The organism is Paludisphaera mucosa (assembly GCF_029589435.1).
Taxonomy (GTDB): Bacteria; Planctomycetota; Planctomycetia; order Isosphaerales; family Isosphaeraceae; genus Paludisphaera; species Paludisphaera mucosa.
Genome location: NZ_JARRAG010000001.1, coordinates 794,079 through 808,631, shown reverse-complemented (window position 1 = coordinate 808,631; position 14,553 = coordinate 794,079). Strand labels below are relative to the sequence as shown.

The window sequence follows — 14,553 nt, the reverse complement described above, 5'->3', positions numbered from 1 at the left end:
CTAGACCTCCTGAGGCCGCAGCGCGGCGACGGCCAGGAGCATCAGCGCCGGCACGAAGGCCGCGAGCACCAGCGCGTCGTTCAGCAAGAGCCGCGGGCCGAGGGCCTTGGTGAAGGCCCCGACGCTGGCGTGCATGTAATACGTGGTCGGCCAGATCGAGCCCACGACCCGGGCCCCGCCGATCAGCGTGGAGACCGGCTGGAGCATGCCCGAGAACTGGGTCGTGGGGACCATCGTCAGGATCGTGGTGACGAAGACGGCGGCGACCTGAGACGACGTGATCCCCGAGATCACCAGGCCGAGCGTCGTCGTGGCCGCGACGTAAAGCACGGCGCAGAGCGCCAGCGTGATCCCGCTCCCCTTGATCGGCACCCCGAAGACGAACAGGGCGACCAGCGTGAGCAGGACGAAGTTGATCATGCCGATCGCCAGGTAAGGCAACTGCTTGCCGATCAGGAAGTCGAGCCGGGTCGTCGGCGAGACGTAGAAGTTGACGATCGACCCCAGTTCCTTCTCGCGGGCCACGCTGACGGCCATCAGGATCGCCGGGATCAGGATCATCAAGATCGGCGGCACGCTGGGGACGATGGCGTAGACGCTCTCGAACGACGGGTTGTAGCGGAACCGGGGCTGGATGGTCGACGAGACGGCCATCGTCTTGCCGGCGTACTCGGTCCGGTAGACGTCCTCCATGTGGGTCAGGTGCGTCGCCTCGGAGTACTGCTTGATCGTCTCGGCGCGGAACGGGTTCGAACCGTCGATGGTCGCGCGGGCCTCGGGCGACTGGCCCTTGATCAAGTTGCGGCCGAAGTTGGGCATGACCTCCAGCACCATCGACACGTCGTCGGCCTTGAGCCGCTCCTCGGCCGAGTCGGGCGACTGGACCGGCGTCTTCCGCAAGAAGGATCGCGAGGTGTCGAAGGCCTCGTCGAGCCCCCGGCTCGCCGGGCTGCGGTCGTCGTCGAGGACGGCGTAGCGGATGTTTTCGACGTCGGTCGTGATGCCGTAGCCGAAGACCAGCATCAGCAAGATCGAGCCGACGAACGCGAAGGCCAGCCGGACGGGATCGCGGAGGATCTCCAGCGTCTCGCGGCGGCTGTAGGCGAGCAGCCGCCGCGGGCTGAGGTACTCGTTGCCCGCCCCGGCGTGGGGCCCTTCGGACGTGTCGGAGGCGAGCGCCTTCGTGAGCGCCTCGCGGGCCTTCTCGTCCTTGCCGGCCTCGGAGCCCGCGCCGATGGCGTCCTCGATGTAGCCGATGAAGGCCGTCTCCAGGTCGGGGGCGTTGCGGGCGGCGATGAGCGTCCGGGGGTCGTCGCAGGCCAGCACGCGGCCCGCGTGCATGAGCGAGATCCGGTCGCACCGGAGGGCCTCGTTCATGAAGTGGGTCGTGATGAAGATGGTGATCGACTCGTTCCGCGAGAGTTCGATGAGCAGCTCCCAGAACTCGTCGCGCGCCACCGGGTCGACGCCCGAGGTCGGCTCGTCGAGGATCAGGATCTCGGGCTGGTGGATGACCGCGACGGCCAGCGACAGCCGCTGGCGGAGGCCCAGCGGGAGCTGCTCCGACGCGGCGTCGAGATAGGGCCGCAGCCCGAACCGATCGACGAGGGAGTCGATCCGAGGGCCCATCTGGTCGGGCGGGAGGTGGAACAGCCGCGCGTGCAGCCAGAGGTTCTGCGAGACGGTCAGCTCGCCGTAGAGCGAGAACGCCTGCGACATGTAGCCGACGCGCTTGCGGACCTCGACGCTGCCGGCGTCGATGGTCTTGCCGAACAGGAGCGCCTCGCCCGACGTCGCGGGGAGCAGCCCGGTGAGCATCTTCATCGTGGTCGACTTGCCGCAGCCGTTGGAGCCGAGGAAGCCGAAGATCTCGCCCCGAGGGATGGTGAAGCTGACGTCGTCGACGGCCGTGAAGCCGCCGAACTTCTTCGTCAGGTTCTTCGCGACGATGGCCGGACCGCCCTCGGATTCGACTCGCGGCGGGATCGTCAGCTTGGTCCGGCCGCCGCGCTTCTCCTCGGGCAGCAGGGCGACGAACGCGGCTTCGAGGTCGTCGGCGCCCGTGCGCTCCAGGATCTCGGCGACGGTGCCGGTCGCCATGATGCGGCCGGCGTCCATGGCCATCAGCCAGTCGAACCGCTGGGCCTCGTCCATGTAGGCCGTCGAGACCAGCACGCTCATGCCCGGACGCGTGGCGCGGATGGTGTCGATCAGGGTCCAGAACTGGCGGCGCGAGAGCGGGTCGACGCCGGTCGTCGGCTCGTCCAGGATCAGCAGGTCGGGGTCGTGGATGAGCGCCCCGCAGAGGCTCACCTTCTGCTTCATGCCGCCCGAGAGCTTGCCGGCCGGCCTCTGGGGGAACGGGCCCAGGCCGGTCGCCTCCAGGAGCGCGGGGATCCGCTCGCGACGCTCGGCCGTCGAGAGGCCGAAGAGGCGGGCGAAGAAGTCGATGTTCTCGTAGACGCTCAGCTCGGGGTACAGGTTCTTGCCCAGCCCCTGCGGCATGTAGGCGATCCGCGTGCAGACGTCGCGGCGGTGCCGCTGGTCGGCGATGTCGCCGCCTAGCACCATCACCTTGCCCGACTGCACCTTTTTCGACCCGGCCACCAGCCCCATCAACGTCGACTTGCCGACGCCGTCGGGGCCGATCAAACCGATCATGCAGCCCGAGGGGAACTCGGCCGTCACGTCGTCGAGCGCGCGCGACGACCGGCCGTAGGCGTGGGAGACGGCATCGACCCGCGCGACGGGCGTGGCTCCGGTGGACATGGTCGCTCCCTGGTCCGAAGCCTAGTTCGAGGGTTTCGCGGCCGGGGCCGGCGCGGCGTCCTTGGCGGGGGCCTCGACGGCCTTCGGGGTCGCTTCGGGGGCCGGCGCCGGGTCGGCCGACTTGGCTTCGGCCGGCTTCGGCTCGTCCGGCGGCTTCGGGGCGACGCTCTTCCTGGGCGGGGGGAAACGGCGTTCGAGCTTCTCGGGCCAGGGCGTCGCGGGGTCGAGCTTGACGTAACCCACGCCGCGGACGCCCGTCTTGATCCGCTCGATGTACGGCAGCAGCAGATCGTGCGGGACCTTGAGCTTGACCCGGAACATGAGCTTGTCGCGCTCGGTACGGGTCTCGACCTGCTTGGGAGTAAACTGGGCCTCGGGCGAGATGAACGTGACGTTGGCCTTGGCCGCATACTCCGGGACGGCGTCGAGGACGATCCGCGCCTCGGCGCCGAGGTCGATCCGCGCCGCCTCGTCGGAGGGGAGGAAGATCTCCATGTAGACGTCGTCGAGGTTGACGAGCGTCAGCACCTTGCCCCCCGCCCCCAGAACTTCCCGCTCCTCGGCCAGCCGGTAGAGCACCCGGCCGTTGACGGGCGAGACCAGCGTGGAGTCGACGATCTTGGCCTGCGTGTTCTGGACGTCGGCCGTCGCGGCCTCGATCGTCCGCTCGTTGACCTTGAGCTTGGCCTTCTCGGCTTCGAGATCCGAGCGGGCGATGTCGCGCTTCGTCATCGACTGCTCCATCTCCTCGCGCGAGATCACCCGGCGATTGAACAGCTCGCGGTTGCGGGCGAACTCCTGGTCCTGGTAGCGGAGCGTCGCCTCCTTGGTGAGGATGTCGGCCTTGATCCTGACCTCGTTGCCGACGGCCTCGGCGATCTTGGCCTTGCCGCCGGCCAGCTCGGCGTCCAGCTCGGCGGTGTCGATCTGGGCGAGCACCTGCGAGGTCCTCACCAGGTCGCCCTCATGGGCGAAGATCCGCACCACCCGGCCGGGATACTTGGCCGAGACGTCCACCTGCACCGACTCGATCCGGCCGTTGCCCGAGACGATGCCCGCGGGCAGCTTCGACCGCTGCTGGGCGTCGAAGAAGAGGAACGCCCCTAGCGCCAGCACGGCGAGCGCGACGACCCCGGCCACGATGCGGATCAACTTCTTGAACATGGGCGACCCTTATCATCCATCAGTCGTCGACGCGGACGATCGTCGAGGGAAGCGAGCGGCGCATCCTTGAACGGGCGGGAGGAGACAGGGTGCGCCGTCGTCGCACGCCCGTCGGACCGCCTCGCATCCGGAAGCCGCGACACAAGCGTCGCCCAACCCGGCCCCGTTTGCAAGCTTGTGTCGCGACTCCTCGCCGGGGATCCGGATCAGGCCTGGAGCACGCGGCCGTCCTCCGAGCGGATCTGGAGCCTCGCCAGCGGGCGATTCTTCACGGCGTCGATCAGGCCCGACGGCGTCTCGCCGCCCCATCGCCCCGACCCGACGGGCCGGCGTTCGGGATTGACCGAAGCGGGGACGGGCGTCATGATCCGCCCTCCGGGACGGGTCCGCCCGTCTCGGTTCCGCGGTCGCCGGCTGCCGCCCGAATTTAGCCGCCGTCTGGGGTCGAGGGAGTGACCCGAATGCCGATCGCCCATCTCGTCCTGGCGGCCTCCACGCTGCTGGGATGGTCGGACATCACGATCCAGCCCGCTCGCGGGGACCGCGGTTTCTCCGCGTCCCATCCCAGCGTCGCCGCCATGGACCGGCCCAGCCCGCGGACGCTCGAGACCCTGAGCCGCTACGACCTCGAGAAGCGGTATCGCAAGGACCCCGAGCACGCGATCTTGAGCCTGGAGAAGATCGCCCGCAACCAGCCCAGCGCCGAGCTGGTCTACGCGCTCGCCGAGCTTTCGTGGGTCGACGGCGGCAAGAACGAACGCTGGCGCAAGACGCAGGCGGTAGGCCGCTATCTCGACGCCGTCGCCTACGCCCACGACTACCTGTTCGACCCCGAGCTGGCCGAGGGCCGCGCCCCGGCCGACCCCCGCTACCGCGTGGCCTGCGAGATCTACAACGCCGGCCTCGAACGGATCATCCGGGCCGCCCAGGCGCAGGATCCGATCGACCCCCAGGGGAAGATCAAGCTCAAGGCCGGCGACCGCGAGCACGAGCTGCAGGTCGCGCTCGACGCCAACTCCCCGTGGAAGCCGGCGGACATCCACAAGCTGCTGCCGACCACCGATTTCGAGGTCGGCGGCCTGGCGACCAGCCGCAACTCGTACGGCATCGGCGTCCCCCTCATCGGCGTCCGCGAGGCCGACGCCAAGCGGGCCGACCGGCCGCCCGCCGAGCGGTTCTACCCGCCCGAGATGGCCTTCCCGCTGACCGCCTTCCTCGTCCCCAACTCGCGGCTCCGAGACCCGGTCGAGGACGTCAACCAGGTCCGCCAGTGCACGCTCCGGCTCGTCGACCCCCTGCTCTACCAGCTCGTCGGCGAGCCGCCGACGCAGATCGCGCTCGAGACCGACCTGACGACCCCCCTGGCCTACATGTGGTCGCGGACCGACCTGGAGCGATTCCGCTGGTCGGGCCTCATGCGGCCCGAGCAGGCCCTCGAACGCGCCAACCTCGTGATGATCCGCCCTTACGAGCCGGGGAAGATCCCGGTGGTCATGGTCCACGGCCTGATCAGCAGCCCGCTCGCCTGGATCCCGATGCTCGACGAGCTCGAGCGCGACCCGATGATCCGCGACAGGTACCAGTTCCTCCTCTACATGTATCCGACCGGCGTGCCGCTGCCGATCGCCGCGGCCAACCTCCGCGACGCGCTGACGCAGGCCAAGTCGATGTACAACCCCGACGGCCGCGAGCCCGACTTCGACCGCATGGTCCTGCTGGGACACTCGATGGGCGGGCTGCTGAGCCATTGCATGGTCCTTTCCAGCGGCGAGCAGCTCTGGCAGCTCAACTCGGACCAGACCTTCGAGGACATCCTCGGCCCTCCCGACGTGCTCGCCCAGCTCAAGCGGCTGCTCTTCTTCGAGCCCCTGCCGTTCGTGAAGCGGGTCGTCTTCCTGGCCACGCCGCACCGGGGCTCGGACCTCTCGCGGAGCATGATCGGCCGGGTCAGCACGAACCTGATCGCGGATCCGGATTCCATCCACAAGCTCTTGAGCCAGCTCGTGAAGGACAACCCGGACGCCTTCAAGGGCCGATTCCGGCGGTTCCCGTCGAGCATCGAGACCCTGGCGACCGATTCGCCGACCCTGACGGCCATCCTGGAAATGAAGCTCGCGTCGGACGTCGTCCTGCACTCGGTCATCGGCTCGGTGCGGCCCGACGACCGCCGCCAGACCACCGACGGCGTCGTCCCCTATCGCAGCTCGCACCTGGAAGGCGTCGCCTCCGAGAAGATCGTGCGGTCCGACCACGGCGTGCAGAAGGATCCCCTCGCGGTCCGCGAGGTGCGCCGGATCCTGCACGAGCACCTGGGGCTCAAGGCCCCCGCGCCCACGCCTCGCGACCCCGCCGAGACGCCGGGCTCGCACGCCGCGTCGGCCACCGCCCGCGCCGGCGAAGAGCCCGCCCTCCCCACGCTTCCCCGCTGAGCGGGCCCCGATAATCGCCGAGGACGCACGAACACCCTTCCGCGAATCGCGGGAGGGGTCGGCGATTTTACTGGACAAACTTCCAGCGATCTCCGATATTCCCTCCCGTGTCGCCTGATCTTACGAACACATGAACCACGAGGAGGAAGCATGAAGACGACCCTGCGCCTCGCGTCCGCGGCGTTCCTGGCGGTGCTTTCGACGGCGGCGGCTCGCGCCCAGGACGAGCCGGTCAAGCCGACGGCCGAGCACGTGGAACTGGCCAAGGAGGTGGGAACCTGGGACGCCGAGGTCAAAATCTGGCTGCGTGGGCCGGAGGCCCCGCCCGACGTCTCGAAGGGGGTCGAGGAGATCAGCCTGATGCCCGGCGGCTTATGGCTGCTCAGCAAGTTCGACGGCAAGATGAACGGCGCACCCTTCAGCGGCCATGGGATCAGCGGCTACGACCCCTCCAAGAAGAAGTTCATCGACGTCTGGGTCGACTCCAGCGATCCACACATGATGGTCCTGGAAGGGACATACGACGAGAAGACGAAGACGCTGACCAGCCTAGGCAAGTCGACCGATCCCCGCACGAAGGCCCCTTACGACGTCAAGACGGAGACGGTCCTGAAGGGGGAGGACGAGCGGGAGTTCACGTTCTTCATCAAGAGCGACGAGACCCAGGGGCAGTATTACAAGCTGCTGCAGATGACGTACAAGCGCAAGGCCAAGTGACGAGGACGGCCGCCGGCGCGGGCGGTCGGCCCCGCCCGCCCGGCGGGCGATTGACCGCGCCTAACCTTTTGATAGAGTAGAGCCCGGGCCTCGCGCGCCGAGCGGACGCGGAGGTCCAGTCGCGCCCCGGCCGCCCCCCGGTCCCCTTTGGCGAGGGCGGCGAGTCTCTGGAGCGGCCCTCCCCCGTTTCCGGCCTCGCGGCGCCCCGTCGTCGAGGGCGGCCCCGATCGGCGGGCCCTCCGCGGGGCTCGGCCATCGTCTCGCGCGTGCCGGTGTGGAAGTGAGTCAGACCTGGAAAGGCCGCACGGCGTGTATGGAGAGCTGATCGCAGGCCTGATCGGGCTGATCCTGGGCGTCTTCGGGGCCTGGGGAACCTTCCACATCGCGGCCCGCAGCCGCGCCACGTCCGCCCGCGGGCTGGTCGAGCAGCTGCTCTCCAACGCCCACCGCGAGTCCGAGACCATCCTCCGCCAGGCGGAGCTGACCTCGCGCGAGGAATCGCTGCGGCTCCGCCACGAGCTGGAGGCCGAGCTGGAGGGGCCCCGCAAGGAGATCCGCGAGCAGGAGCGCCGGCTGGAGAAGCGCGGCGACCTCCTGGATCAACGGATCGACATGATCAACAAGAAGGAACGCGACCTCGACGAGGTCCACCGCCTCCAGGTCGAGAAGGAGGCCGGCATCGCCGCCGGCCGCCGCGAGGTCGAGCGCCTGGAGGCCCGCCGGCTGGAGGAGCTGCAGCGCGTGGGGGGGCTCTCGGCCGAGGAGGCCCGCCGCCTGCTGCTGGCCCGGATCGAGGAGGAGCTGAAGGCCGAGGCCGGCGACCGCATCCTCCGCTACGAGGCCCACGTCCGCGAGACCAGCCGCGAGCGGGCCCGCGAGATCCTCGCCGTCGCGATCCAGCGCTACGCGGCGTCGCACACGGCCGAGGTCACCGTCAGCACCGTCGACATCCCCAACGACGAGATGAAGGGCCGGATCATCGGCCGCGAAGGCCGCAACATCCGCGCCTTCGAGAAGGCGACCGGCGTCGACGTCATCGTCGACGACACACCCGGCGTCGTGATCGTCACCGGCTTCGACAGCATCCGCCGCGAGGTCGCCAAGCTCGCCCTCGAGCGGCTCATCCAGGACGGCCGGATCCATCCCTCGCGCATCGAGGAGATCGTCAAGGACACCCACGACGAGATGGACCAGCACATCCTCAAGGTCGGCCGCGAGGCCGCCCGCGAGGCCGACGTCATCGGCCTGCACGAGAAGGTGCTCGACTACCTCGGCCGGCTCAAGTTCCGCACCAGCTACTCGCAGAACGTGCTGCGGCACTCGATCGAGGTGGCCTTCCTCGCCGGCATGATGGCCGAGGAGATCGGCCTCGACGGGGCCCTCGGCCGCCGCTGCGGCCTGCTCCACGACCTGGGCAAGGCGGCCGACCACGAGATGGAAGGGGGCCACCCCGCCGTCGGGGCCGAGCTGCTCCGCCGCTACGGCGAGGGCAAGGAGGTCACCCACGCGGCGCTCGGACATCACGACGACCTGCGGGTCGACGCCCCCTACACCGTCCTCGTCGCCGCCGCCGACGCCATCAGCGCCAGCCGGCCCGGCGCCCGCCGCGAGACGCTGGAGAAGTACGTCCGGCGGCTGGAGGAGCTGGAGTCGCTGGCCCTGGGCTTCCCCGGCGTCGAGCAGGCGTACGCCATCCAGGCCGGCCGCGAGGTGCGGGTGATGGTCGACAGCCGGCAGCTCGACGACGCCTCGGCCGCCTCGCTCTGCCGCGACGTCGCCAAGGCCATCGAGGCCCAGCTGACCTACCCCGGCGAGGTCAAGGTGACGGTCCTCCGCGAGAGCCGAAGCGTCGAATACGCGCGTTGAGTCCCCCGCGTCGAGAGCGAGCAAGGCGTTGAACCCCCTCAAGATCCTGTTCATCGGCGACGTCGTGGGATCGCCCGGCCGCAAGATCGTCTCGCAGGTTTTACCCCGGCTCATCCGCCGCTGGGGGATCGGGCTGGTCGTCTGCAACGCCGAGAACGCCGCCGGCGGGTCGGGGCTGACCCTCCGCTGCTTCGAGGAGCTGACCGACGCCGGCGTCGACGTCATGACCATGGGCGACCACGTCTACCGCAAGGACGAGATCCACCAGGTCTTCGACCGCACCGACCGGGTCCTCAAGCCCGCCAACTTCCCGGCCGAGGCCCCGGGCCCCGACCTCGCCCTGGTCGAGGCCCGCGACGGCACGCTCGCGGCCGTCTTCTCGGTGCTGGGGCGGACCTTCATGAAGCCCGTCGACTGCCCCTTCCACGCGGCCGACCGGATCCTGGAGCGGGTCGGGCCCAACGTCCGCGTCGTCTTCGTCGACGTCCACGCCGAGGCCACCAGCGACAAGCAGCTCCTGGGCCGCTACCTCGACGGCCGGGTCTCGGCCGTGCTGGGGACGCACACGCACGTCGCCACGGCCGACGAGCAGGTCCTGCCCGGCGGCACCGCCTTCCAGTCCGACGTCGGCATGACCGGCCCGCACGACGGCATCCTCGGCCGCCGCTACGACCGCGTCTTGAGCGCCACGCTCACGATGGTCCCCAGCCACTTCGACGTCGCCACCGGCGACCCCCGGCTGAACGGGGCGCTCGTCAGCATCGACCCCGGCAGCGGCCGCGCGCTGGCGATCCAGCGCGTGAACCTCCGCCAGGAAGACGCCCAGAGAATCCTGACCGACGCCGCCGACCAGCCCAGCGACCCCTCCGCTCCCGGCCTTTCGGGCCGCCGACCCTGACTCAGGCTTCCGGCCCGATCCGGGCCGCCAGTTTGTGCAGGCGGGCCGAGCCCCGGGCGATCCCCTCGTCGAAGGCCCGATCGTCGTCGAACCGCCTCCCCTCCACGAACCGCCAGCGAATCCAGCGCTCGGCGATGAGGACGTCGGCGAGCTCCTCGAACGCCGAGGCCGCCGCAAGCTCCTCGGCCGCCAGCGGCCGGATCGCCTGATACGCCGCCAGCCCATCCGACCGCAGCGGCTCGAACTCGCCCCCGGGCAGCCATTCCCCCATCAACCGAGCCAGGTCGCCCGCCGCCGACTCGACGTCCATCGCCCCGAAATCGATCAGGCCCGTGAGAACGTCCCCCGCGAAGAGGAAGTGCTCGGTCCGGGCGTCGCGGAGGCTGGGCTGCAAGGGCAAGATCCGCCGGGAAACGGCCGCGGCCGAGGTCGAAACCCGGGGGGCGACCATCCTCGCCAACTCCAGCCAGGCGAGCGCCGGTGGCGAGCAGCGGTCGTCGCGATTCGTCGCGAGCTTCGAAGCCAGGGCGTCGAAGCCCCCGGAGATCAGCCATTTCAGCTCGCCAAGACGGGCGTTCAGTCCCGGACTCGGGCCGCGCCGGCCCTCCACGCGAGCGAGTCGGACGTGCAGCTCCGCCAGTCCCCCGAAGACGGCGCGGACGCGCTCGGACGTGGGCGATTTCGACGAGCCGGGCTCGCCCGGCAGCCAGGGAGTCAGCTCCCAGCAACGGCCGTCGAACACGACGACCGTCGCGTCGTCGTGCGTCGTCAGCGGGCGGGCGACGAAGGCGAGGTCGGCGGCCGCCGCCAGCCAGGCGTGGACCCGGACGACCCGCTCGGGACTCGACGTCGCCGGCGGCCAGGCGCGGAGGACCCGCTCGCCGTGCGGAGACGTGTATCGCCACAATCGCGACCCGCTCAGGCCGCCGCCGCCCCCCAGCGGGATCGGAGGTCCCAGCGGTCGCTCGGGCGGCGGGTAGCGATCCAGCACGGCTCGGACGTCGAGCGGGCTCACTCGACCGGACCGACGGCGGCGGGCTCGTCGGACGGATCGGGCGCGATCACGTCCCGGCCGAGGCTCCGCGTCTGGAGTTCGCGCAGGGCGTTCTGGAACCGTTCGCAGACCTGGGCCAGGACGTCCTTGTCGGCGGCCTGAGAGCGGCTGAAGTCGGAGAGGTCGATCGGATCCCCGAAGACCACCCTCGAATCCGAGGGCGTCCAGAGCGCCGGGCCGATCTCGATCGTCGGCGGCGTCCCGGAGATGAACGCCGGGACCACCACCGCGCCCGATCGCACGGCGATGAACGCCGCGCCCGAGCGGACGGGACCGAGGGCCCGGCCCGACTCGGGCGTGATCCGGCCCTCGGGGAAGATCGGCACGACGCGGCCCTCTTCGAGCGCCCGAAGCGCGGCGCGGGTGGCCTGGATGTCGCGGCCGTCCCGGTTCACCGGGATGCAGCCGGTGCGCACGCAGAAGCGATGCACGATCGGCAGCTCGTACATCTCCCTGGCGATCATGAAGCCGAGCACGCGGCGACATCGCGACTGCAGGAGCAAGTGGTCGACGCAGCACGTGTGGTTGGCGATCAAGATCGCCGGCCCGTGCTCGGGCAAAGGGGCCCAGCCCTCGTTGCGGAGGCCGTGCACCAGGCGGGTGTAGAGGCGGGCCAGCCACCAGAGCGGCATGAGGCTCCACCCGATCTCGGCCGGTCGGGACGGGCGACGGCCGGGGCCGAGGAGCCTGGGCAGGAGGAGCAGGACGGCGGTCAGGCCGATGGGGACCCAGGCGGTCATGGAGTCACGGGTGCGGTAGGGAGCTTCGACCGACGAGGCGATTCCTCGACATCCGTCATCGGACCACGAGCAGGGGCGAGGGGTCAAGGCCGGGTCAGGCAGCCGGCGGGAGGTGCGAGAGGGCTTTGCGGATCAGGCGGCCTGGCGGGCGTTGCGACGCCGGAGGACGAGGCCCCCGCCGAGGCCGGCGACGACCCAGACGGCCAGGGTGGCCGGCTCGGGCACGGGCGCCGCCAGCACCTGGTCGCCGTCCACGTTGAAGGCGTCCTCCTGGGCGGCGAGCAGGCCGCTCTTCATGACCTCGGCCCCGATGCTCCCGGCGTCGACGCCGCTGGCGCTCTGGCTCTTGAGCAGGGCGACGGCCGACGGGCTGAACGTGGTGTTGGGGTCGGTGAGCAGATTCCAGTTGGCCGTCGCGGCGTCGATGAAGTCGCCGGTCTGGTCCGGGTGCTGGCCGATGCCGAAGGCGTGCATCAGCTCGTGAGACACGTTGTGGGCGACGGCCCAGGAGAGCTGATCCTCGTTCGTGGCGTAGTTCAGCTTGTCGATGAAGGTGAAGCCGTTGTTGCCGACGTCGGTGATGCCGATCGCGTTGGCGTTGGGGCCGTAGGACGCCCCCGAGACGACGCTCATCGTGTGCGAGGCCGGGACGTTGGGGTCGGCGGTCAGGTTGACGTTCAGGCCGCTGAGCTGGAACGTCTTCTCGACCTTGTTCAGGACGTCCTGGGTGAACCCCGCCTGCTGGTCCGCCGTGGGCGTGCCGCCGAACGCCGAGGCGGCGGCCGGGCTCTGGTACCAGGGCTTCGCGTCGCCCACGGTCAGGCTCGAGGCCTCGGCGTACGGCTGGCCCCCCAGGTTGATGAAGGCGTCGGCCTTCCCCGTCGAGCTGCCGAACGTGGCCTGGGGCGTGTAGCTGAGCGCGGCGGGCGTGGTGGAGGACGACGTCGGCGTGATCGAGGCGGCCGTCACCGTCGGCGCGGCGGCGGCGACGGGGGCCGGCAGGACGCTCACATTCGAGGTGGCCGCCGGCACGACGGTTGCGTAAGTGGAGGTCGTCCTCGCCACCGGGGCGGCGACGGGCGCCGGGACCGATCGGGCGTACCAATTGGAGGTGAGATTCGTGACCGCATTGGCCGACGAGGGCGGGGCGTAGATGTTGCCGCCGCTATTCAACTGGGTGGCGTACCACGCCGTGAGGGTGGCCTGCGAATCGAACCAGGACAAAGGGGCCGCCGCCGCGGAGGTGGACACAGCGATCCAAGCGGCGATCCCACCAGCCAACGTCCTGATCCGGGCCATACACACCTCCGTGTTCCTGCGTCCGACCAGTCATCCTGAACGGTCGGCGGGACTGCATTCGATCCGTCGCGTCGTCGCAAACATCGATCGTCTGACCCGGCTGTCGTCGTGCGCCGCCCTGGAGGGAACGATCCGCATCGGCGACGGCGTCCGGCGGATCTGTTGAAGCGTTTCCCCTAGATAGCAAAGCCCGCGCCGTCCGTGCGGAAGAAATCCCCGGACACGGTCGGATCGCCCGTCGCACCGTCGTGGTCACACTCTAATCGATGATTTATCAGGGCTTTACGGGTCGACCTCATTTCGTCGCGGGGTCGCAACCCCTTCGCTGCGCAGTGCGATTCAAGATGTCGCCGCGGGAAGTTCTTACAAAACCCGTGTAACGCGGACAATCGCGATTGTGAGATCCGCCCGCACGATCGACGTCGTCGAACGCGGAAGTCGGCCCCTATAGGGGACCTTCGATTCGGACGACCTTGATGGAGGCGAGCCTCGTCGAGAAGGGTCGAGCGACCCGCGACGGGAGGAGGAAGGGCGAGTCGGATCGGACTCGAAAAGGACCATCGCGCCGAGGTGGGAGGACGCCGAGGAGGGTCGTCGCGCGGGGCGTTGGGAGCAGGGCGAGCCGGTCGGACTCGCCCGGATGCGCGGGCGAGGGTCAGGCGGCGGACTTCGATTCCCGGAGCAGGGTCCGGGCGACGTCGCCGGCCGACTTCATGTCGGCGACCTCGTCGAGGTCGATGCTCACGCCGTAGCGGTCCTCGATCGACATGACGACGCGGACCATGTCCAGCGAGTCGAGCGCAAGGTCTTCCAGCAGCAAGGTGTCCGCCTGGATGGACCTGAGCTTCGCCTTCTCCGAGACCGAGCGCAGCAGTTCCACGACGGTCGGCATGACTTCCTCGACCTTGTCCGCGGCTACCGTCGATGGGATCATGCGAGACCTCCTGTCCTCGGGGGCGACCGTCGCGCATCCGGCGACGCTCTTCTGACTCATCGTATCAGATCGGCCGTCGCCGGACGGGAACTTGAAGGCATCCTCGGTGGAGGTGGATATGCCTCCGGCGACGGCTCGGACCGGGTCGGACGTGGCGGGCGGCGGGGGTCGCGGCGATCGGCCGCAACCCGAAGTCCCCGTAGAAAAAGAGACTCGCCATGAAACGACGGTAGGTCGTTGAAGCCCCCCCGCCGTCGCACTAGAATGAACCCGGATTTCCGCGAGACGGGGCCATCACGCAAGTGTGCTGGCCGGGAGCAACGACGCCCCGGAAACGTCGAATCGACGTCTCCGTCCGCATCTTCCCTCATGTTAGGAGCGCATCCAAGATGAAAACGGCATTGAAGGCTTTGCTGCCGGCTTCGGCCCTCGGGCTCTGCGTGGTGATCAGCGGCTGCAACACCGAAGAGGTCCCGCCGACCACCCCGCCGCCCTCGCCCCCGGCCGCCGTCGCGCCCGCCGGGCCGAAGGCCGACGTGCCGCCGGCCGTGGCCCCTCCGGTCGAGGCCCCGAAGGAGGAGCCCAAGGTCGAAGCTCCTAAGGAAGAGCCGAAGGTCGAAGCTCCCAAGGAGGAGCCCAAGGTCGAAGCCCCCAAGGAAGAGACCAAGACCCCCTGACCGCCT

12 protein-coding genes are annotated in these 14,553 nt (G+C 69.7%); 5 read left to right on the top strand and 7 right to left on the bottom strand.

The genetic code is table 11. The features are described 5' to 3' along the window. From rbbA to PZE19_RS03250, 3 genes are all read right to left on the bottom strand, one after another. Positions 1-2,769 carry a ribosome-associated ATPase/putative transporter RbbA gene (rbbA, locus tag PZE19_RS03260; protein WP_277859161.1) on the bottom strand — a complete coding sequence of 923 codons (2,769 nt, stop codon included), beginning with the start codon at positions 2,767-2,769 and terminating at the stop codon, positions 1-3. Positions 2,770-2,790: 21 nt separating this feature from the next. Beyond that, positions 2,791-3,933, bottom strand: a complete 1,143-nt coding sequence (locus PZE19_RS03255) for an HlyD family secretion protein (protein WP_277859160.1) — start codon at positions 3,931-3,933, stop codon at positions 2,791-2,793. 206 nt (positions 3,934-4,139) lie between these two features. Beyond that, positions 4,140-4,298: a hypothetical protein gene (locus PZE19_RS03250; protein WP_277859159.1), complete on the bottom strand. Its 159-nt coding sequence runs from the start codon at positions 4,296-4,298 to the stop codon at positions 4,140-4,142. Between the two features lie 96 nt (positions 4,299-4,394). Between PZE19_RS03250 and PZE19_RS03245 the strand changes: the two genes are divergently transcribed. The 4 genes from PZE19_RS03245 (at position 4,395) to PZE19_RS03230 (ending at position 9,843) form a co-directional block, all read left to right on the top strand. Then, the gene (locus PZE19_RS03245) at positions 4,395-6,362 is read left to right on the top strand and encodes an esterase/lipase family protein (RefSeq protein WP_277859158.1); all 1,968 of its coding nucleotides are present in this window, start codon (positions 4,395-4,397) and stop codon (positions 6,360-6,362) included. A gap of 150 nt (positions 6,363-6,512) precedes the next feature. Next, a complete protein-coding gene (locus PZE19_RS03240; RefSeq protein WP_277859157.1) occupies positions 6,513-7,079 on the top strand; it encodes a DUF1579 domain-containing protein in 567 nt (188 codons plus the stop codon). A 309-nt stretch (positions 7,080-7,388) separates the two neighbouring features. Further along, the gene (rny, locus tag PZE19_RS03235; RefSeq protein ID WP_277859156.1) at positions 7,389-8,945 is read left to right on the top strand and encodes a ribonuclease Y; all 1,557 of its coding nucleotides are present in this window, start codon (positions 7,389-7,391) and stop codon (positions 8,943-8,945) included. A 28-nt stretch (positions 8,946-8,973) separates the two neighbouring features. Beyond that, complete coding sequence (locus PZE19_RS03230) at positions 8,974-9,843, top strand: TIGR00282 family metallophosphoesterase (RefSeq protein WP_277859155.1); 870 nt, start codon at positions 8,974-8,976, stop codon at positions 9,841-9,843. Between the two features lies 1 nt (position 9,844). Here the strand turns inward: PZE19_RS03230 and PZE19_RS03225 are convergent, their stop codons facing one another. The 4 genes from PZE19_RS03225 to PZE19_RS03210 all read right to left on the bottom strand — a co-directional run bounded on the left by PZE19_RS03225 (position 9,845) and on the right by PZE19_RS03210 (position 13,870). Further along, the gene (locus PZE19_RS03225; protein WP_277859154.1) at positions 9,845-10,834 is read right to left on the bottom strand and encodes a phosphotransferase; all 990 of its coding nucleotides are present in this window, start codon (positions 10,832-10,834) and stop codon (positions 9,845-9,847) included. A 20-nt stretch (positions 10,835-10,854) separates the two neighbouring features. Next, the gene (locus PZE19_RS03220) at positions 10,855-11,637 is read right to left on the bottom strand and encodes a lysophospholipid acyltransferase family protein (RefSeq protein WP_277859153.1); all 783 of its coding nucleotides are present in this window, start codon (positions 11,635-11,637) and stop codon (positions 10,855-10,857) included. A 132-nt stretch (positions 11,638-11,769) separates the two neighbouring features. Next, positions 11,770-12,936, bottom strand: a complete 1,167-nt coding sequence (locus tag PZE19_RS03215; RefSeq protein WP_277859152.1) for a PEP-CTERM sorting domain-containing protein — start codon at positions 12,934-12,936, stop codon at positions 11,770-11,772. A 655-nt stretch (positions 12,937-13,591) separates the two neighbouring features. After that, positions 13,592-13,870, bottom strand: a complete 279-nt coding sequence (locus tag PZE19_RS03210) for an acyl carrier protein (protein ID WP_277859151.1) — start codon at positions 13,868-13,870, stop codon at positions 13,592-13,594. 389 nt (positions 13,871-14,259) lie between these two features. On the opposite strand from PZE19_RS03210, the gene PZE19_RS03205 reads away from it, so the two are divergent. Then, positions 14,260-14,547 carry a hypothetical protein gene (locus PZE19_RS03205; protein ID WP_277859150.1) on the top strand — a complete coding sequence of 96 codons (288 nt, stop codon included), beginning with the start codon at positions 14,260-14,262 and terminating at the stop codon, positions 14,545-14,547. Positions 14,548-14,553: the final 6 nt, after the last annotated feature.